Source organism: Pusillimonas minor, assembly GCF_014237865.1.
In the GTDB taxonomy this organism is placed as follows: Bacteria; Pseudomonadota; Gammaproteobacteria; order Burkholderiales; family Burkholderiaceae_B; genus Neopusillimonas; species Neopusillimonas minor.
Genome location: NZ_JACJUU010000005.1, coordinates 111338 through 124880, shown reverse-complemented (window position 1 = coordinate 124880; position 13543 = coordinate 111338). Strand labels below are relative to the sequence as shown.

The following is a 13543-nucleotide window of genomic DNA, read 5'->3' as shown; positions in this document are numbered from 1 at the left end:
GCCTTGCCGGGCGGCGCGATGCCAATGCTAAACCGCAACTAGGCCGCCGGGTTAAACGCCCATGTAGCGCACCCACAGGCTGCGGTCGGCGTCCAGTTCGGCCGACGAGCCCGTCCAGACGATTTTCCCGCGTTCCAGAATAATGTGGCGGTCGGCCAGCCCCACCAGCTTGTCGACATACTTGTCGACCACCAGCGTGGTTTGACCTTCTTGTTTCAGCAAGTCCAGGCAGCGCCAGATTTCTTCACGAATCAACGGGGCAAGCCCTTCGGTCGCTTCGTCAAGAATCAACAGGCGCGGGTTGGTGGACAATGCCCGGCCAATAGCCAGCATTTGCTGCTCACCACCCGACAATTGTCCGCCCATATGCTGGCTGCGTTCGGCCAGGCGGGGAAACAGGTCGTAAATGCGCTCCAGCGTCCATTGGTTGGCGCTGCCGTTCCGGTTGCCGGCAAACGCCACAAGGTGTTCGCGCACGGTCAGGTTTGGGTAGCACTGTCGGCCCTCGGGCACAATCGCAATACCCAGGCGGGCAATGGCGTCGGGCGCCATGGTATTTAACGCCTTGCCTTCCCACCAGATTTCGCCCTGTGTGGGTTTAAGCAAGCCAACAATATTTTTTAGTGTGGTGCTTTTACCCATGCCGTTGCGACCCAGCAGCCCAATGACCTCACCTTCGTCGATGGTGAAATCCATGCCGAACAAGACCTGGCTGGCGCCGTAGCCTGCGTGCAGGTTTTTACAGGTTAACAAGTGTTTGTCAGCCATGGGCGACGGTCTCCGAGCCTAAATAAACTTCTTGAACCTTCGGGTCGTTGCGGATTTGATCGACTGTCCCCGAGGTGATGACTTTGCCGTAAACCAACACTGAAATGCGGTCTGCCAGTTGAAACACGGCTTCCATGTCGTGTTCGATCAGCAAAATTGCCATGTGCTGACGCAGGCCTTTGATGAGTTCGACCACACGTGCCGATTCGTCGGGGCCCATGCCGGCCATGGGCTCATCCAGCAGCAGTACCTTGGGGTTGGCGGCCAGTGCCAGGGCAATGTCCAGCTGTCGTTGCGCGCCATGGGGCAAGCTGCCGGCCATGCTGTTCAGCACGCTTTCGCCTTCAATGCCGACTTTGGCCCCCAAGGCCCGCGCTTTTTCGTTCAGCGCCGCCTCGTGGTTACGCACGCCGAACACCTTGAAGTTGTTGCCTTCGTGGGCCTGGATGGCCAGGCGCAGGTTGTCGATGACGCTGATCTCTTTGAACAGATTGGTTACCTGAAAACAGCGAGACAAACCCGCGTGCACACGTTCGTGAGCCTTCAAGCGGGTAATGTCTTGTCCGTCCAGCGTGATGAGCCCGGCATCGACGGGCAACAGCCCCGAGATAAGGTTGACCAAGGTGCTTTTGCCTGCCCCGTTGGGGCCGATAAGCGCGTGGACTTCATTGGCGTTGACTGAGATGTCGACGTTGTCGGTGGCCCGCAAACTATGGAAACTTTTGACCAGACCGGTCGCAGAAAAAAGACTCATGCCTGCCTCCGGATAAATTTAAACAGCCCGCCGCTTTGTTGGCCTTGTTCGCGGCTGAACAGTGCCCACAGGCCATTGGGTGCATACAGAATGATGAGGATGACCAGCAAGCCCATGGGCCAGTGCCAGTATTCGGTGAGCTGTGGCAAGAACTCTTTCAAGATACCCCACAAGCCAGCGCCCAGAATGGCGCCCCATTTGTAGCCCATGCCACCCAGGGCAACAATTACCATCAGCTCGGCGGAGTGTGTCCAGTGAATTGTGGTTGGGCTGATAAAGCCGTTTTGCGTCATCATCATGGCGCCGCCCAACCCGGCAACGGCCGAACCAATGACAAACGCCTGCAGTTGCAGCTTGAACGTGGGGTAACCCAGTGCCTGCATGCGTACCGGATTGTCGCGAATACCCATAATGGCTTTGCCGAAGCGCGAGTCGACCATGCGGTTGAAGAACGCAAAGGTCAACACGAACATGACCAATACCACGGCGTACAAGGTGTTGGTGTCCATTGGGTCAAAGCCCAGGCCAAAGCTGAGCGGGGTCGACAAAATATAGCCGTCGTCGCCGCCGTATTGGCGCAGTGATACCGCGATGTAATAAACCATTTCGGCAAAGGCCAGCGTGATCATCAGGAAGTAGATGCCACGTGTGCGTAAAACGATAAGACCGATTAGCGCCGCCCAAATCGCGGTAATAACGGTAGCGCCGAACCACAGCAACCAGACCGACGTGATGCCGGCCTCGATCAGGGCGACCATGGCGTAAGAGCCAACGCCAATAAACCCGGCATGCCCCAGGGCGACCATACCGCCGTAGCCCAGCAAGAAGTTCAGGCTGGTCACGATGATCATCGAGATCAGCAGGCGCATGACAAACCCGGTGTAGTAGTCAAGCCCCAGGTACTGCGAGAAAACAGGGAAGGCGGCCAGCAAAACGATGCCGAGCAGCGGCACCCAGGCGGACGACTTTGAGGTGTTGTGACTGGGCATGAATTATCCTCGTGCGGGGAAAAGTCCGGATGGTTTGCAGCCAAGCACAACAATCATCAGGATATACATCAGAACGCTGGCCAGGGCCGGGCCCACGTCGGCGGCAACAACCGGCGAGGCCACCAGCTCGATAAGGCCGGGAATGAAGGCTCGCCCGGCGGTGTCGACGATGCCGACCAGCAGGGCGGCGATAAATGCGCCGCGGATCGACCCGATGCCGCCAATAACAATAACGACCAGCGCGGGGATCATGAACGAGTCGCCCATGCCGACCTGTACGGCCGTGACGGGGCCGACCATGGCGCCGCCAATTCCGGCCAGGGCAGCGCCCAGGATGAAGATCAGCGAGAACACGCGTCGCACCGGTACGCCCATAAGTTGGGTCATGGTGCGATTCGAGGCGCCGGCACGTACCAGCATGCCTAGCCGCGTATGCGTCATCATGAAGTAAAGCGCCAGGGCGGCCACGATGCCGACAGCAATAATCAGCAGCCGGAAGGCGGGGTATTCAAGCCCGCCGATCAGTTCGACCGAGCCGGCCAGCGAGGGTGGTGTGGCGGCCATGATAGGCGCAGGCCCCCAAACGTACTTGACCAGGTCATTACAAATAAGAATGACACCGAATGTGGCCACGACCTGATTCATGTGGTTGCGGGTATACAGCCGGCGGATCAGGGTGGTTTCCAGCAGCAGGCCGACCAGCATGGTCAGTGCCACTGCGATAAGGACGGACAGCGTGAACGAATCGGTGACGCCATAGGCTGTTGCGGCAAAATAGGCGCCAAACATGAATAGCGAGCCGTGGGCCAGATTCATGGTGTCCATCACGCCGAACACAATGGTCAGGCCCGCCGCCATCATGAAGAGAATCAGCCCCAGGCCGATGCCATTCATGAGTTGTTCAATAATGGATAGGGTGCTCATGTGTGCATGTGCTCATGTTGAGGGGGTTGTTGCTGCAGGCGAACGTGCGCTGCAAGGTAAAGCTGCAAGGTGGCCATTCTTGTTGAATTCGCCGGGTGTCACTATCCGAAATAGGCAGGCGCCCCTAATGGTTTATCCGAATCATGCAAAAAACAGGGTTAATCCCGGTATGGTCAGGCCACACTGCCATAAGCGGACAACGGCTGCAAGTAACGGCTATTGCGCATTTTCGCTGCGTAATAAATTGCCTCCTACGGAATGACTCTTGAACCGTTTGGAGGACAACATGAGCATCAGCAACGAGGAAATTGCGGGTCTGGTTCGTTCAGACAGCGTACATAAGCGGGTATACACCGATCCCGAGCTTTTTCAGCTGGAAATGGACCGCATTTACGGCCAGGCCTGGATTTACGTTGGTCATGAAAGCCAGGTGAAGAACCCCGGCGATTACCACACCACGCGCATCGGTGACCAAGACGTGATCATGACGCGCGGCACTGATGGCAAGATCAATGTGCTTTACAACCGTTGCCCGCACAAAGGGGCGCAACTGGTTGCCCAGGGCGATGGCTGTGCCGGGAAGTTTTTCCGCTGCCCTTACCATGCCTGGACATTCAAGCTCGACGGTTCGTTGTTGTCGGTGCCGCTGCGCAATGGCATGGAAGGCACGACGTTCGACAAGTCTCACCCCGATTTTTCCATGCGACCGCTGGCGCGCGTCGATTCTTATCGCGGCTTTGTGTTTGCCAGCCAGTCGGCCGAAGGCCCCGATCTGGTGACCTTCCTGGATGGCGCCGCTTCTTCTATTGATAACCTGTGCGACCGCGCGCCCGAGGGCGAGGTTGAGGTTGTGGGTGGTGTGTTCCAGGTGATGCAGCTGTCCAACTGGAAGGTTTTCTACGAGAACCTGCACGACACCATGCACGCGCCCATCACGCATGAATCGTCATTCATGGCTGCACGCGACGAAGCCCAGCATCTGGGTGAAATGCCGTTCGAACTGCTGATTATGGACGGCAACGGTGAGCCTTACGAGTTCTGGGAAAAGCTTGAGCTGCGCGCCTACAAGAACGGCCACGGCTACATGGAAGCCATTTTCGACCCGGCTGCGGCAACCCGCGACCCGGTTTCGCGCGCGCACTTCGAGTCGTTGGCTGCGGTGCACGGCGAAGAAAAAGCGCGTGCTATTTTGGGGATGAACCGCCACAACACCGTTATCTACGGCAGCGGCTCGCCCCATACGGTGTTCCAGCAGTTCCGCGTCATTCGCCCCATCAGCGTTAATCGTACGCTTATCGAAATCCAGACGTTCCGCCTGAAAGGCGCGCCTGACTCGGTATTCGACCGTGCCTTGACGTACACCAACGTCATTAATTCGCCATCGTCCAACGTCATGCCCGACGACGTCGAGCTGTATCGCCGTTGCCAGGAGGGCAATATGACCCGTGGCGGCGAGTGGGTCAGTCATCACCGTTATGCCGGCACCGATAAAGAAACCCCCGAAGGCACCGTGTCGGTCAATGGCACCAGCGAGTTGCCCATGCGTAACCAGTTTGCGGCCTGGAAGCAGTACATGCTGTCCGGTAACAGCGCACAGTCACAGGAGTAATCACCATGCTGCTTGATCGTACTTTTGACTTTTCCGTCGAACCTGTTTCCAGCATTTCTCCTTCGCTGGAGACCTACCACAATATCCAGCAGTTTCTGTTTCACGAAGCGCGGTTGCTCGACGATCGCAAGCTTGACGACTGGCTGAAGCTCTGGACGCCGGAAGGGCGCTACTGGGTGCCTCGCAAACAGGGGCAAGAAAACCCGTTCGACCATGTGTCGCTGTTCTGGGAAGACGCCATGCTGCGTGAAGTGCGTGTGCGCCGTGTAAACCACGCCCGCAACTGGTCGCAGCATCCGCCTACCTACGGCAGCCGCCAGGTGGGCAATGTCATGATCGATGGCACTGATGCAGAAGGCCGCATTATTGTGCGCTCCAGCTTGCAGCTGACCGAGTACCGCACCGAGCCGCGTCAGTTGGGCGCTACGGTGTATCACAAGCTGGCGGCCACCGAGTCGGGCGGTTGGGCGATTCATCTGAAGCGCGTCAACCTCACCAACTGCGAAGGCGTCTTCGGCATGCTCGACATGCATATGTAATTTGACCGGGCAACGCCTTGTTGGAAGATCAACGTCAGGAGAAAACTTTGACACAAGCACAGACACTGCAATTGCCATTGGCCGGTAAGGTCGCCATTGTTACCGGGGCCTCTCAGGGCCTGGGCGCCGATATTGCCAAGGTGTTGGCCGACGATGGCGCCCAGGTGGTGCTGGTTGGCCGTGGCGCCGAGGCGGGCAATAAAGTGGCCGCCGACATTGGCGAACGTGCTGTTTTCTTCGAAACCGACGTGACTTCCGACGAGGCGATCGACCGTTGCGTAGACTTTGCCGTCAAGCAGTTCGGACGCATCGACATGCTGGTCAACAATGCCTGCAGTTACGCCGATCAGGGGTTGGCGTCCTCGCGCGAACAATGGTTTCAAACCCTGAACGTCAACCTGATTTCAGCAGCCATTTTTACGCAGAAGGCTGTGCCGCACATGGCGCCCGGGTCGGTGGTCATCAATCTGGGCAGTACGGGTGGCAAATTTGGCGCGGCAGGCCGGGCCATTTACCCGGCGTCCAAGGCGGCCATTTTGCAAATTACGCGCAACTTTGCCGTCGACCTCGCGCCTAAAGGCATTCGGGTGTTGTCGGTGTCTCCGGCCTGGACATGGTCGCCTTCGACTGAGTCGATGAGTGGCGGTTCTATCGAAACTGCTGACGCTGTCGGCGCCCACTTTCACCCTTTGGGGCGGGTCGGGCGCGGCGAAGAAATTGGCCATGTCGTATCGTTCCTGGCTACCGACAAGGCCTCTTGGATGACCGGAGCCGACGTACCCGTCGACGGTGGCTTCTCGATGCTTGGCCCCGACCGCGGCATTTCGCCACGCGCCTGGTTTGCGCAGCTGGCGCCAAAACAAGACTAACGCCGGCGTATTGCTGTCCCGGGTTGCTTGTGGTGACCCCATTTGCTTCGAAATGTAAAATGGACCAGTATTTAACACTGGAGACCCCAAATGCAATTATTGCTTTCGGCGGGTTTGATTTTGCTTTTTGTTGCCTGGGGCATCGCCGCCCCTGAGTCTTTAGGCAGCGTATTTAATTACTTACTGGGCACTATCAGCACTAACTTTGGCTGGCTTTACCTATGGGTTGTGCTGGGCTTGGTGGTTGTTGCCGCGCTGCTGGTGTTCAGCCGCTATGGCGACCTGAAACTGGGTAGTGAAGACGACGAACCCGAGTTCTCCCTCGTTAGCTGGTTTGCCATGCTGTTTGCTGCCGGTATGGGTATTGGTCTGGTCTTCTGGGGTGTGGCCGAGCCCATTTCACACTATGGTGCGCCGCCGCCGGGTATTGCTCCACAAACGCCTGAAGCGGCCAATGCCGCCATGCGCTACAGCTTCTTTCATTGGGGCTTGCATCCTTGGGCGGTCTACAGCGTGGTGGCCTTGGCTATTGCGTTTTTTTCGTTCCGTCGTGGCAAGCCTGCCTTGGTCAGCGCGGCTACCGATGCCCTGCCTTGGTCGTGGGCACCGCGGCTGTCGGCCCTGGTTAATGTGCTGGCGGTTATTGCCACGGCGTTTGGTGTGGCAGCGTCGCTAGGTATTGGCGCCTTGCAAATCAATAGCGGGCTTAACGCCGTATTTGGCTTGCAGGTCAGTGCGGGCACTCAGGTCGCCATTATTGCCGTCACCACGGTACTGTTCCTGACTTCGGCGGTGACTGGTGTGTCGCGCGGCATTAAATGGTTGTCCAATACCAACCTGGTATTGGCGTTGCTGCTTATGCTGGCGGTGTTTGTGTTGGGGCCCACCGTTGCCATTATCGACACCTTCACCACAACGCTTGGCGCCTACGCCAGCGAGTTTGTACGCATGAGCCTGCGGACCACGCCGTTTCGCGACAGTGGCTGGGTGAGCGGCTGGACAGTCTTTTATTGGGCCTGGTGGATTTCCTGGTCGCCTTTTGTAGGTCTTTTTATTGCCCGGGTTTCCAAAGGGCGCACCATCCGCGAGTTTATTTTGGGCACGGTGTTCGCGCCCACATTGGCCGGGTTTGTGTGGTTTTCGGTGTTTGGCGGTACGGCGCTGCACATGGAGATCTGGGCGTCGGTGCCCTTGGCCGAAGCGGTTAAAGCCGATGTGTCGACGGCACTGTTCACCATGTTCGAGGCCTTGCCGTTTGGCTTGCTGATGTCGGTGGTAGCCACTATTTTGGTGCTGGTGTTTTTTGTCACCTCGGGTGATTCGGCCACGCTGGTGCTGGGCATCATGAGTACGGGCGGTACGCAAGACCCAAGCGCCCGGGTAAAAATTGTATGGGGGCTGCTTATTGCAGGTATTGCCGCCAGCCTGTTGCTGGCCGGTGGCGTGCAAGCCGTGCAAACCGCCACCATTGTTTTTGCATTGCCTTTTGCTGTGGTTATTGTCTTGACGGTGTATTCGTTATGGCGTGCCATTCGGGCCGAGTGGCGCGAAGAGCAGCGTCAGGAGCGCGAGCTGCGCCGCCGCTTGCGCGCACTGGCCGACAAACCTTAGACGATACAGATAAGGGTAAAAAAATGAGCCAATTAACTTTTAACAAAGGCAAGACTTGCTACGCCCGTGTTCGTGCCGGAATGGCGGCGGGTGTATGTGTGGCGTTGGGCTTTACAGCCGGCGCGGCGGTGGCCCAAACCGACGCGCTGGGTGCCAGTGCCGAGGTTTATGGGTCGGTGCGCATGCAGGCCGAAGCCGTTCGGCCGCACGACCGCGGCGCAATGGACGATTACGTTGGGCTGCGCGATGCGTATTCCCGGCTGGGCGTTAAGGCGGGCTATCGCTTCAGCCAAAATTTCGCGGTGTTTGGGCAGGTCGAGGTGCCTTTCGATACGGCCAACCTGCGTTTTCGCGATCCTTACGACCAGGGCGGGGCAGGCAGGGACAAGGGTGCGCGTCTGCGACTGGCCCAGGTGGGCCTGGATACGCGCCTGGGCAAGCTAACGTACGGCCAGCAATGGATGCCTTACTACAACGCCATTGCGGCGCCGTTGGATCAGTTCAATAGTTACTACAGCGGGTTTGCCACCTATACCTCGTCCCGGGTGGCTGATACCGTGTCGTACTACAGCCCCGAAATTCTTGGCCTTTCGTTTGCCGGCTCGTATTCGGCACCGTCGGGCAACCGGCGGTCAGCCGCGCGTATCGACGATCGCCGGGTACAGGCCACCGCATCGTATGCGCCTTTTGCGGGCACGCGTATTTCGGCAGGGGTTGACGACCGCGGCCAGGCCGGGTTTGGCCGAAACCGCGTTTACGGCGTGGCGGCTTCGCACACCGAAGGCCCCTGGTATTTTGCGGCCAAGTACGAATGGTTTGACTCGGGCAACCAGACCCCGGGCAGCTTCTCGCACGATGGCAACCAGGCGGTAAATGTCATGGCTGCTTACACTTTTGGGGCCAATACGGTGCGGGCCATGGTGGCCAATGTCCAAGACTACGGTGATACGATTGTGCACCTTGGGTTCGATCATCAATACAACGACCAGTTAAAGCTGTTTGCCGAGTTCTACTACGAGCGCAACACGGCGGCCATTACGGCCAAGCGCGGCGGTCTGGCCGAATCGGTGTCGGGTATTACCGGTGGCCGCGTATTTTTGGTGGGCGCCCGCTACGATTTTTAAAGAGGTAGGGCAATGTCGGTACAAGACTTATTGAAGCAGGTGTTGCAGTCCGGTCAGGGCTTGGGCCAGTCGGCAGGCGGTGCGTTGGGCGACATGGCCAAAAGCAAGGGCATGGGCGGCTTTGGCGGTGGCGCTGTAGCCGGCGGCGTGCTGGGTTTGCTGCTGGGTAACAAAAAATTCCGAAAAATGGGTGGCAAAGTAGCCACCTACGGTGCGGCCGCAGCATTGGGTGCAGTGGCGTTAAAGGCCTATCAAGACTGGCAGTCGGGCAAGCAGGCGCCTGCCGGGCAAGCACCGGTGCCACCGGCGCCGGTTCAGGGGCATGGGGCCGCGCCCGTTGCGGCGGCGCCCGCGGCCTTGGGCTGGTCTGCCACCGATACCGAGCAACACAGCCGTGTGGTGCTGGCGGCCATGATTGCTGCCGCCAAGGCCGACGGTCATATCGGCCCGCAAGAGCGCCAGCTGATTGAAGGCGAGGTTGTTCGCGTTGCCGGCAGCCCGGCCGATCGTGCCTGGTTTGAAGCCGAACTGCAAAAGCCGGCCGATCCGGCTGCTGTGGCGTCCATGGCCACCACCCCCGAAATGGCGGCCGAAGTCTATCTGGCCAGTTTGCTGGTTGTCGACGAAGAAAGCTTTATGGAGCGGGCCTACCTTGACGAACTGGCCCGTCAGCTTAAGCTCGACCCTTCGCTGAAAGGCCAGCTTGAAGCGCAGCTTAAAGCCTTGTAATTCGTAGCCGCGTCATCAAGGCTTAACTCAAGGCCGGGTAGTGTGTTCAAAATGCATGCGCCCGGTCGCATCCAGGCGTTTACATGTCGTCTCAAACCTCCTCATCGCGTCTTTTCAATAAAGACCTGGTCTTGCTTATTATTTGCCAGGGCCTTTTTTTCACCAATAACGTGACCTTCATTGCCATCAATGGTCTGGTCGGGCTCGACCTTACGCCAGTCCCCTGGATGGCGACCCTGCCGATCATGGGGTATGTGGTCGGTGGCGCCTTGTCGACAGCGCCTGTGGCTCGTACGCAAAGCCGGTTTGGCCGCAAAAAGTCGTTTCAGCTGGGCTTGCTTGTGGCTGTGGTGTCGGCCTTGCTCTGCGCGCTGGCGGTATTTACCCGGCAGTTCTGGCTGTTGGTGGCGGCAACGGTCGTGGCGGGTTATTACAGCGCCAATGGGCAGTTGTATCGTTTTGCGGCGGCCGAAGTCGTGTCTTTAAGCCTGCGCGACAAAGCCATTTCGTGGGTGCTGGCCGGGGGGTTGATTGGTGCCATTATTGGCCCCAACCTGGCGCGCTATACCAAAGACGTGGCGGCCTATCCGTTTATGGGGGCGTATCTGGCGCTGGCCGTATTGGCTGTGCTGGCCATGGTGCTCATGCGTTTTATCCGTTTCCCCGACGACAAGCGCACCCAGGCGCCCAAGGCTACCGGGCGTGACCTGTCTGACATTGTTCGTCAACCTATTTTTATTGTGGCGGCGCTGGGGGCAGCCTTTGGTTACGGCATCATGAACCTGTTAATGGCTGCCACGCCGCTGGCCATGGAAGTTGACGGCTTTGCGTTTGCCGATACGGCCACGGTGCTGCAATGGCATGTTATTGGCATGTTTGCTCCCGGTTTCTTTACCGGAGCGCTCATCAAGCGTTACGGTGCGCTCGAGGTGATGGCGGCCGGCGTTGTGCTTAACTTTGCATGTGTTTTCATTGCGCTGTCGGGTGTCACCTTCGAACACTATCTGGTGTCGTTGTTTTTGCTGGGGGTGGGCTGGAACTTTCTGTTTACCGGGTCGACCAGTTTGGCCACCCGCGCCCATACCCCCGAAGAGCGCGACAAGGCACAAGGGGCCATTAATTTTGCCGTGTTTATCGTCATGGCACTGTCGTCGTTCAGCTCGGGCGCCCTGGTGACGACCCAGGGTTGGTATTGGCTGAATATCGGTTCGCTGGTCCCTGCCGCGATGGTGGGGGTTGCGCTGTTGGCACTGTTTGTGCGCCGGGCCCGCGCGGCCTCATGACGTTTTTTCGGCGGCGGGCTCTTGGGTAATAGGTAATACCATGACACTAGATGTGGCCGACGCCAGCAACTTGTTGTTGGCATCGACCAGTTTTGCTTCGGTAAAAATCATGCGCCGCCCGCCGCTTACTACCGACCCGATCGCCCTGATGGGACCCGTGTCTTTGGTAATGGCCCGGTGATACGAGATTTTGATTTCTACCGTGGCGATGGTGTAGCCCGGGTCTACCTTGCTGAGTGCGACATAGCCACAGGCAAAATCAAGCATGCTGGCAATAAACCCGCCGTGTACGACCGCGTTGGGGTTGTACAGGTGCACGTCGGGTGTGCCCTCAAAAACGACCCGGCCATCGTGAGCCTCGGTCATTTTAATATCCAGTGTTTCGCCAAGGCCGCAACGAATGTCGCGTTCGGCCATGGTTTTCAGTTGTTCCAGCCCGGTCAGGTGGGTGCCCAGTTCCGCCATCTGGCTCATGATTGTGTCCTTGCAGCAAAAAATAACAGAGCCGGCGCGCGGGTGATGTCATGCCGGCCGACGCGTTTATGCGGGAATTGTACGCCGCACAACCTAATAGCCTAGGGCGTATCCTAGGCCGCACGGCCGATTTATTTACAAAAACATCTAAATATCTGCGCTGTTCTGCCGTTACTCCTACGTCACGTAGCAGTTTACGACACACACTGTCACTGGCGCCGGCGCGCGCCACGGAGAAATAAATTGAGCAAGTTAAAAATCGGAACCCGGCTGTCGCTGGCGTTCCTGGTCATGCTGTTGTTGATCGCCGTGCTGGCGGTAGTGGGCGTGTTGCGCATGCAGGCCGCCACCGAAACCGCTGACGACATTATTAATGTCCGTGTCAACAACGAGCGCCTGATTCGCGACTGGAACCGCGTGATTGAGCTGAATACGGTACGTACGGCCGCTTTGTCGTTCATTGTTGAACCCGAACAGTACACGGTATTTTCCAAAGAGATCGAGCGCCTTACCGCACGTTCTGAAGAGATTCAGGCCGAATTGCGTAAAGCATTGACCAGCGAAGAAGGCATTCGCCTGTTCGAAGCGGCCCAGCAGCGTCGTGCCGAGTATCGCGATGCCCGTGCGAAAGCCCTGAAGGCGCAGCAAGAAGGGCGCTTCGACGAGGCCAACCAGTTCTTCCAGAAAGACATGGAAATTTTGCGAGACCGTTATATGGGGGCTGTTGAAGCATTGCAGGTCAACCAGCAAAATCGAATCAAGGCAAACGGCGAGCAATTGAACAAAGATAATCAGACAGGTATTACATTGATTATCGGCGTGGGTATTGGCGCGCTGGTGCTGGGAGTTCTGCTGGCGCTCTTCATTACGCGCTCTATCGTGTTGCCGCTGCGCCGCGCTGTTGGTTTTGCCGAAACCGTGGCCAAGCGCGACCTGACCAGTCACGTCGAGGTGCGCGGTGACGACGAAGTGGCCACTTTGTTGCGCGCCCTTAAGCGCATGAATGACAACCTGCTTGGCGTCGTGGCCGAAGTCCGCTCCGGGGCCGAATCTATTGCGACGGCCGCTGGCCAGGTGGCTGCCGGTAACGTCGACTTGTCGGCCCGAACCGAAGAGCAGGCCTCGTCGTTGGCTGAAACGGCCGCCACCATGGAAGAGTTGACCACCACGGTCAAACAGAACGCCGACAATGCCAACGAAGCCAATCGTTTGTCGGGCACTGCGGCCCGTGTGGCCGAGCAAAGCGGCGACCGGGTGTCTCAGGTCGTGGGCGTGATGGGTTCCATCAATGCATCAGCCAAGCAAATTGTGGACATCATCAGTGTGATTGACGGCATTGCGTTCCAGACTAATATTTTGGCGCTGAATGCCGCGGTTGAGGCTGCCCGTGCCGGCGAGCAAGGTAAAGGCTTTGCCGTTGTAGCTGCCGAGGTGCGCTCATTGGCCCAGCGCAGCGCGCAGGCGGCCAAAGAAATCAAAGGCCTGATTGACTCGGCTGTGTCGATTACCGAAGAGGGTAACCGTCTGGTGGCCGAGGCCGGCACCAGCATGGAAGAAACCGTTAACAGCATCAAGCGCGTGGCAGACATCATTGCCGAAATCTCTTCGTCCAGTCACGAGCAAAGCACCGGCATCAGCCAGGTGAACGAAGCCGTGGCCCAGATGGACCAGGTAACGCAACAAAATGCGGCCTTGGTCGAAGAAGCATCGGCGGCTTCCGACAGCATGCGCGAGCAAGCGGCAACGCTGGCCCAGCTGGTGGCCACGTTCAAGATTGACCTTGACGCGATTGTCGTGGTCAACGAAGAGCGCCGTCAGGCTTTACCGGCCGCGCGTCCGGCGCTGTCGGCGTAAGCTGTTTCTGCGGTTG

The 13543-nt window shown here is 58.2% G+C and carries 13 protein-coding genes; 8 read left to right on the top strand and 5 right to left on the bottom strand.

Annotation, left to right across the window (positions count from 1 at the left end):
• Positions 1-51: 51 nt before the first annotated feature.
• Genes GTU67_RS08550 through GTU67_RS08535 form a run of 4 tightly spaced genes read right to left on the bottom strand, consistent with a single transcriptional unit; the run spans position 52 to position 3435 of the window.
• Entirely contained in the window at positions 52-768 is a 717-nt protein-coding gene (locus tag GTU67_RS08550) for an ABC transporter ATP-binding protein (RefSeq protein WP_185779669.1), read from the bottom strand.
• The gene (locus tag GTU67_RS08545) at positions 761-1522 is read right to left on the bottom strand and encodes an ABC transporter ATP-binding protein (protein WP_185779668.1); all 762 of its coding nucleotides are present in this window, start codon (positions 1520-1522) and stop codon (positions 761-763) included. Before GTU67_RS08545 ends, GTU67_RS08550 begins: the two co-directional genes overlap by 8 nt.
• Positions 1519-2511 carry a branched-chain amino acid ABC transporter permease gene (locus GTU67_RS08540; protein WP_185779667.1) on the bottom strand — a complete coding sequence of 331 codons (993 nt, stop codon included), beginning with the start codon at positions 2509-2511 and terminating at the stop codon, positions 1519-1521. The genes GTU67_RS08545 and GTU67_RS08540 overlap by 4 nt, the downstream gene beginning before the upstream one ends.
• A gap of 3 nt (positions 2512-2514) precedes the next feature.
• On the bottom strand, positions 2515-3435 hold the full coding sequence (locus GTU67_RS08535) for a branched-chain amino acid ABC transporter permease (RefSeq protein ID WP_185779666.1): 921 nt from the start codon (positions 3433-3435) through the stop codon (positions 2515-2517).
• A gap of 286 nt (positions 3436-3721) precedes the next feature.
• On the opposite strand from GTU67_RS08535, the gene GTU67_RS08530 reads away from it, so the two are divergent.
• From GTU67_RS08530 to GTU67_RS08500, 7 genes are all read left to right on the top strand, one after another.
• Positions 3722-5044, top strand: coding sequence for an aromatic ring-hydroxylating dioxygenase subunit alpha (locus GTU67_RS08530; RefSeq protein WP_185779665.1), 1323 nt, complete (start codon positions 3722-3724; stop codon positions 5042-5044).
• Positions 5045-5049: 5 nt separating this feature from the next.
• The gene (locus tag GTU67_RS08525) at positions 5050-5583 is read left to right on the top strand and encodes an aromatic-ring-hydroxylating dioxygenase subunit beta (protein ID WP_185779664.1); all 534 of its coding nucleotides are present in this window, start codon (positions 5050-5052) and stop codon (positions 5581-5583) included.
• A gap of 47 nt (positions 5584-5630) precedes the next feature.
• Complete coding sequence (locus GTU67_RS08520) at positions 5631-6452, top strand: SDR family oxidoreductase (protein ID WP_249417643.1); 822 nt, start codon at positions 5631-5633, stop codon at positions 6450-6452.
• 90 nt (positions 6453-6542) lie between these two features.
• Positions 6543-8063 carry a BCCT family transporter gene (locus GTU67_RS08515; RefSeq protein ID WP_185779663.1) on the top strand — a complete coding sequence of 507 codons (1521 nt, stop codon included), beginning with the start codon at positions 6543-6545 and terminating at the stop codon, positions 8061-8063.
• A gap of 23 nt (positions 8064-8086) precedes the next feature.
• Positions 8087-9187, top strand: a complete 1101-nt coding sequence (locus GTU67_RS08510) for a porin (RefSeq protein WP_221893323.1) — start codon at positions 8087-8089, stop codon at positions 9185-9187.
• Between the two features lie 12 nt (positions 9188-9199).
• Positions 9200-9916, top strand: coding sequence for a tellurite resistance TerB family protein (locus GTU67_RS08505; RefSeq protein ID WP_185779662.1), 717 nt, complete (start codon positions 9200-9202; stop codon positions 9914-9916).
• A gap of 83 nt (positions 9917-9999) precedes the next feature.
• Positions 10000-11199, top strand: a complete 1200-nt coding sequence (locus GTU67_RS08500; RefSeq protein WP_185779661.1) for an MFS transporter — start codon at positions 10000-10002, stop codon at positions 11197-11199.
• Here the strand turns inward: GTU67_RS08500 and GTU67_RS08495 are convergent.
• Positions 11194-11673, bottom strand: a complete 480-nt coding sequence (locus tag GTU67_RS08495) for a PaaI family thioesterase (RefSeq protein ID WP_185779660.1) — start codon at positions 11671-11673, stop codon at positions 11194-11196. The genes GTU67_RS08500 and GTU67_RS08495 overlap by 6 nt on opposite strands.
• A gap of 243 nt (positions 11674-11916) precedes the next feature.
• Between GTU67_RS08495 and GTU67_RS15530 the strand changes: the two genes are divergently transcribed.
• Positions 11917-13527 carry a methyl-accepting chemotaxis protein gene (locus GTU67_RS15530; RefSeq protein WP_185779659.1) on the top strand — a complete coding sequence of 537 codons (1611 nt, stop codon included), beginning with the start codon at positions 11917-11919 and terminating at the stop codon, positions 13525-13527.
• Positions 13528-13543 lie beyond the last annotated feature (16 nt).

What these genes read in the sequence shown, in the direction of transcription:
- GTU67_RS08550 (WP_185779669.1), bottom strand. Translation starts at nt 768, where the DNA reads ATGGCTGACAAACACTTGTTAACCTGTAAAAACCTGCACGCAGGCTAC.
- GTU67_RS08545 (WP_185779668.1), bottom strand. Translation starts at nt 1,522, where the DNA reads ATGAGTCTTTTTTCTGCGACCGGTCTGGTCAAAAGTTTCCATAGTTTG.
- GTU67_RS08540 (WP_185779667.1), bottom strand. Translation starts at nt 2,511, where the DNA reads ATGCCCAGTCACAACACCTCAAAGTCGTCCGCCTGGGTGCCGCTGCTC.
- GTU67_RS08535 (WP_185779666.1), bottom strand. Translation starts at nt 3,435, where the DNA reads ATGAGCACCCTATCCATTATTGAACAACTCATGAATGGCATCGGCCTG.
- GTU67_RS08530 (WP_185779665.1), top strand. Translation starts at nt 3,722, where the DNA reads ATGAGCATCAGCAACGAGGAAATTGCGGGTCTGGTTCGTTCAGACAGC.
- GTU67_RS08525 (WP_185779664.1), top strand. Translation starts at nt 5,050, where the DNA reads ATGCTGCTTGATCGTACTTTTGACTTTTCCGTCGAACCTGTTTCCAGC.
- GTU67_RS08515 (WP_185779663.1), top strand. Translation starts at nt 6,543, where the DNA reads ATGCAATTATTGCTTTCGGCGGGTTTGATTTTGCTTTTTGTTGCCTGG.
- GTU67_RS08510 (WP_221893323.1), top strand. Translation starts at nt 8,087, where the DNA reads ATGAGCCAATTAACTTTTAACAAAGGCAAGACTTGCTACGCCCGTGTT.
- GTU67_RS08505 (WP_185779662.1), top strand. Translation starts at nt 9,200, where the DNA reads ATGTCGGTACAAGACTTATTGAAGCAGGTGTTGCAGTCCGGTCAGGGC.
- GTU67_RS08500 (WP_185779661.1), top strand. Translation starts at nt 10,000, where the DNA reads ATGTCGTCTCAAACCTCCTCATCGCGTCTTTTCAATAAAGACCTGGTC.
- GTU67_RS08495 (WP_185779660.1), bottom strand. Translation starts at nt 11,673, where the DNA reads ATGAGCCAGATGGCGGAACTGGGCACCCACCTGACCGGGCTGGAACAA.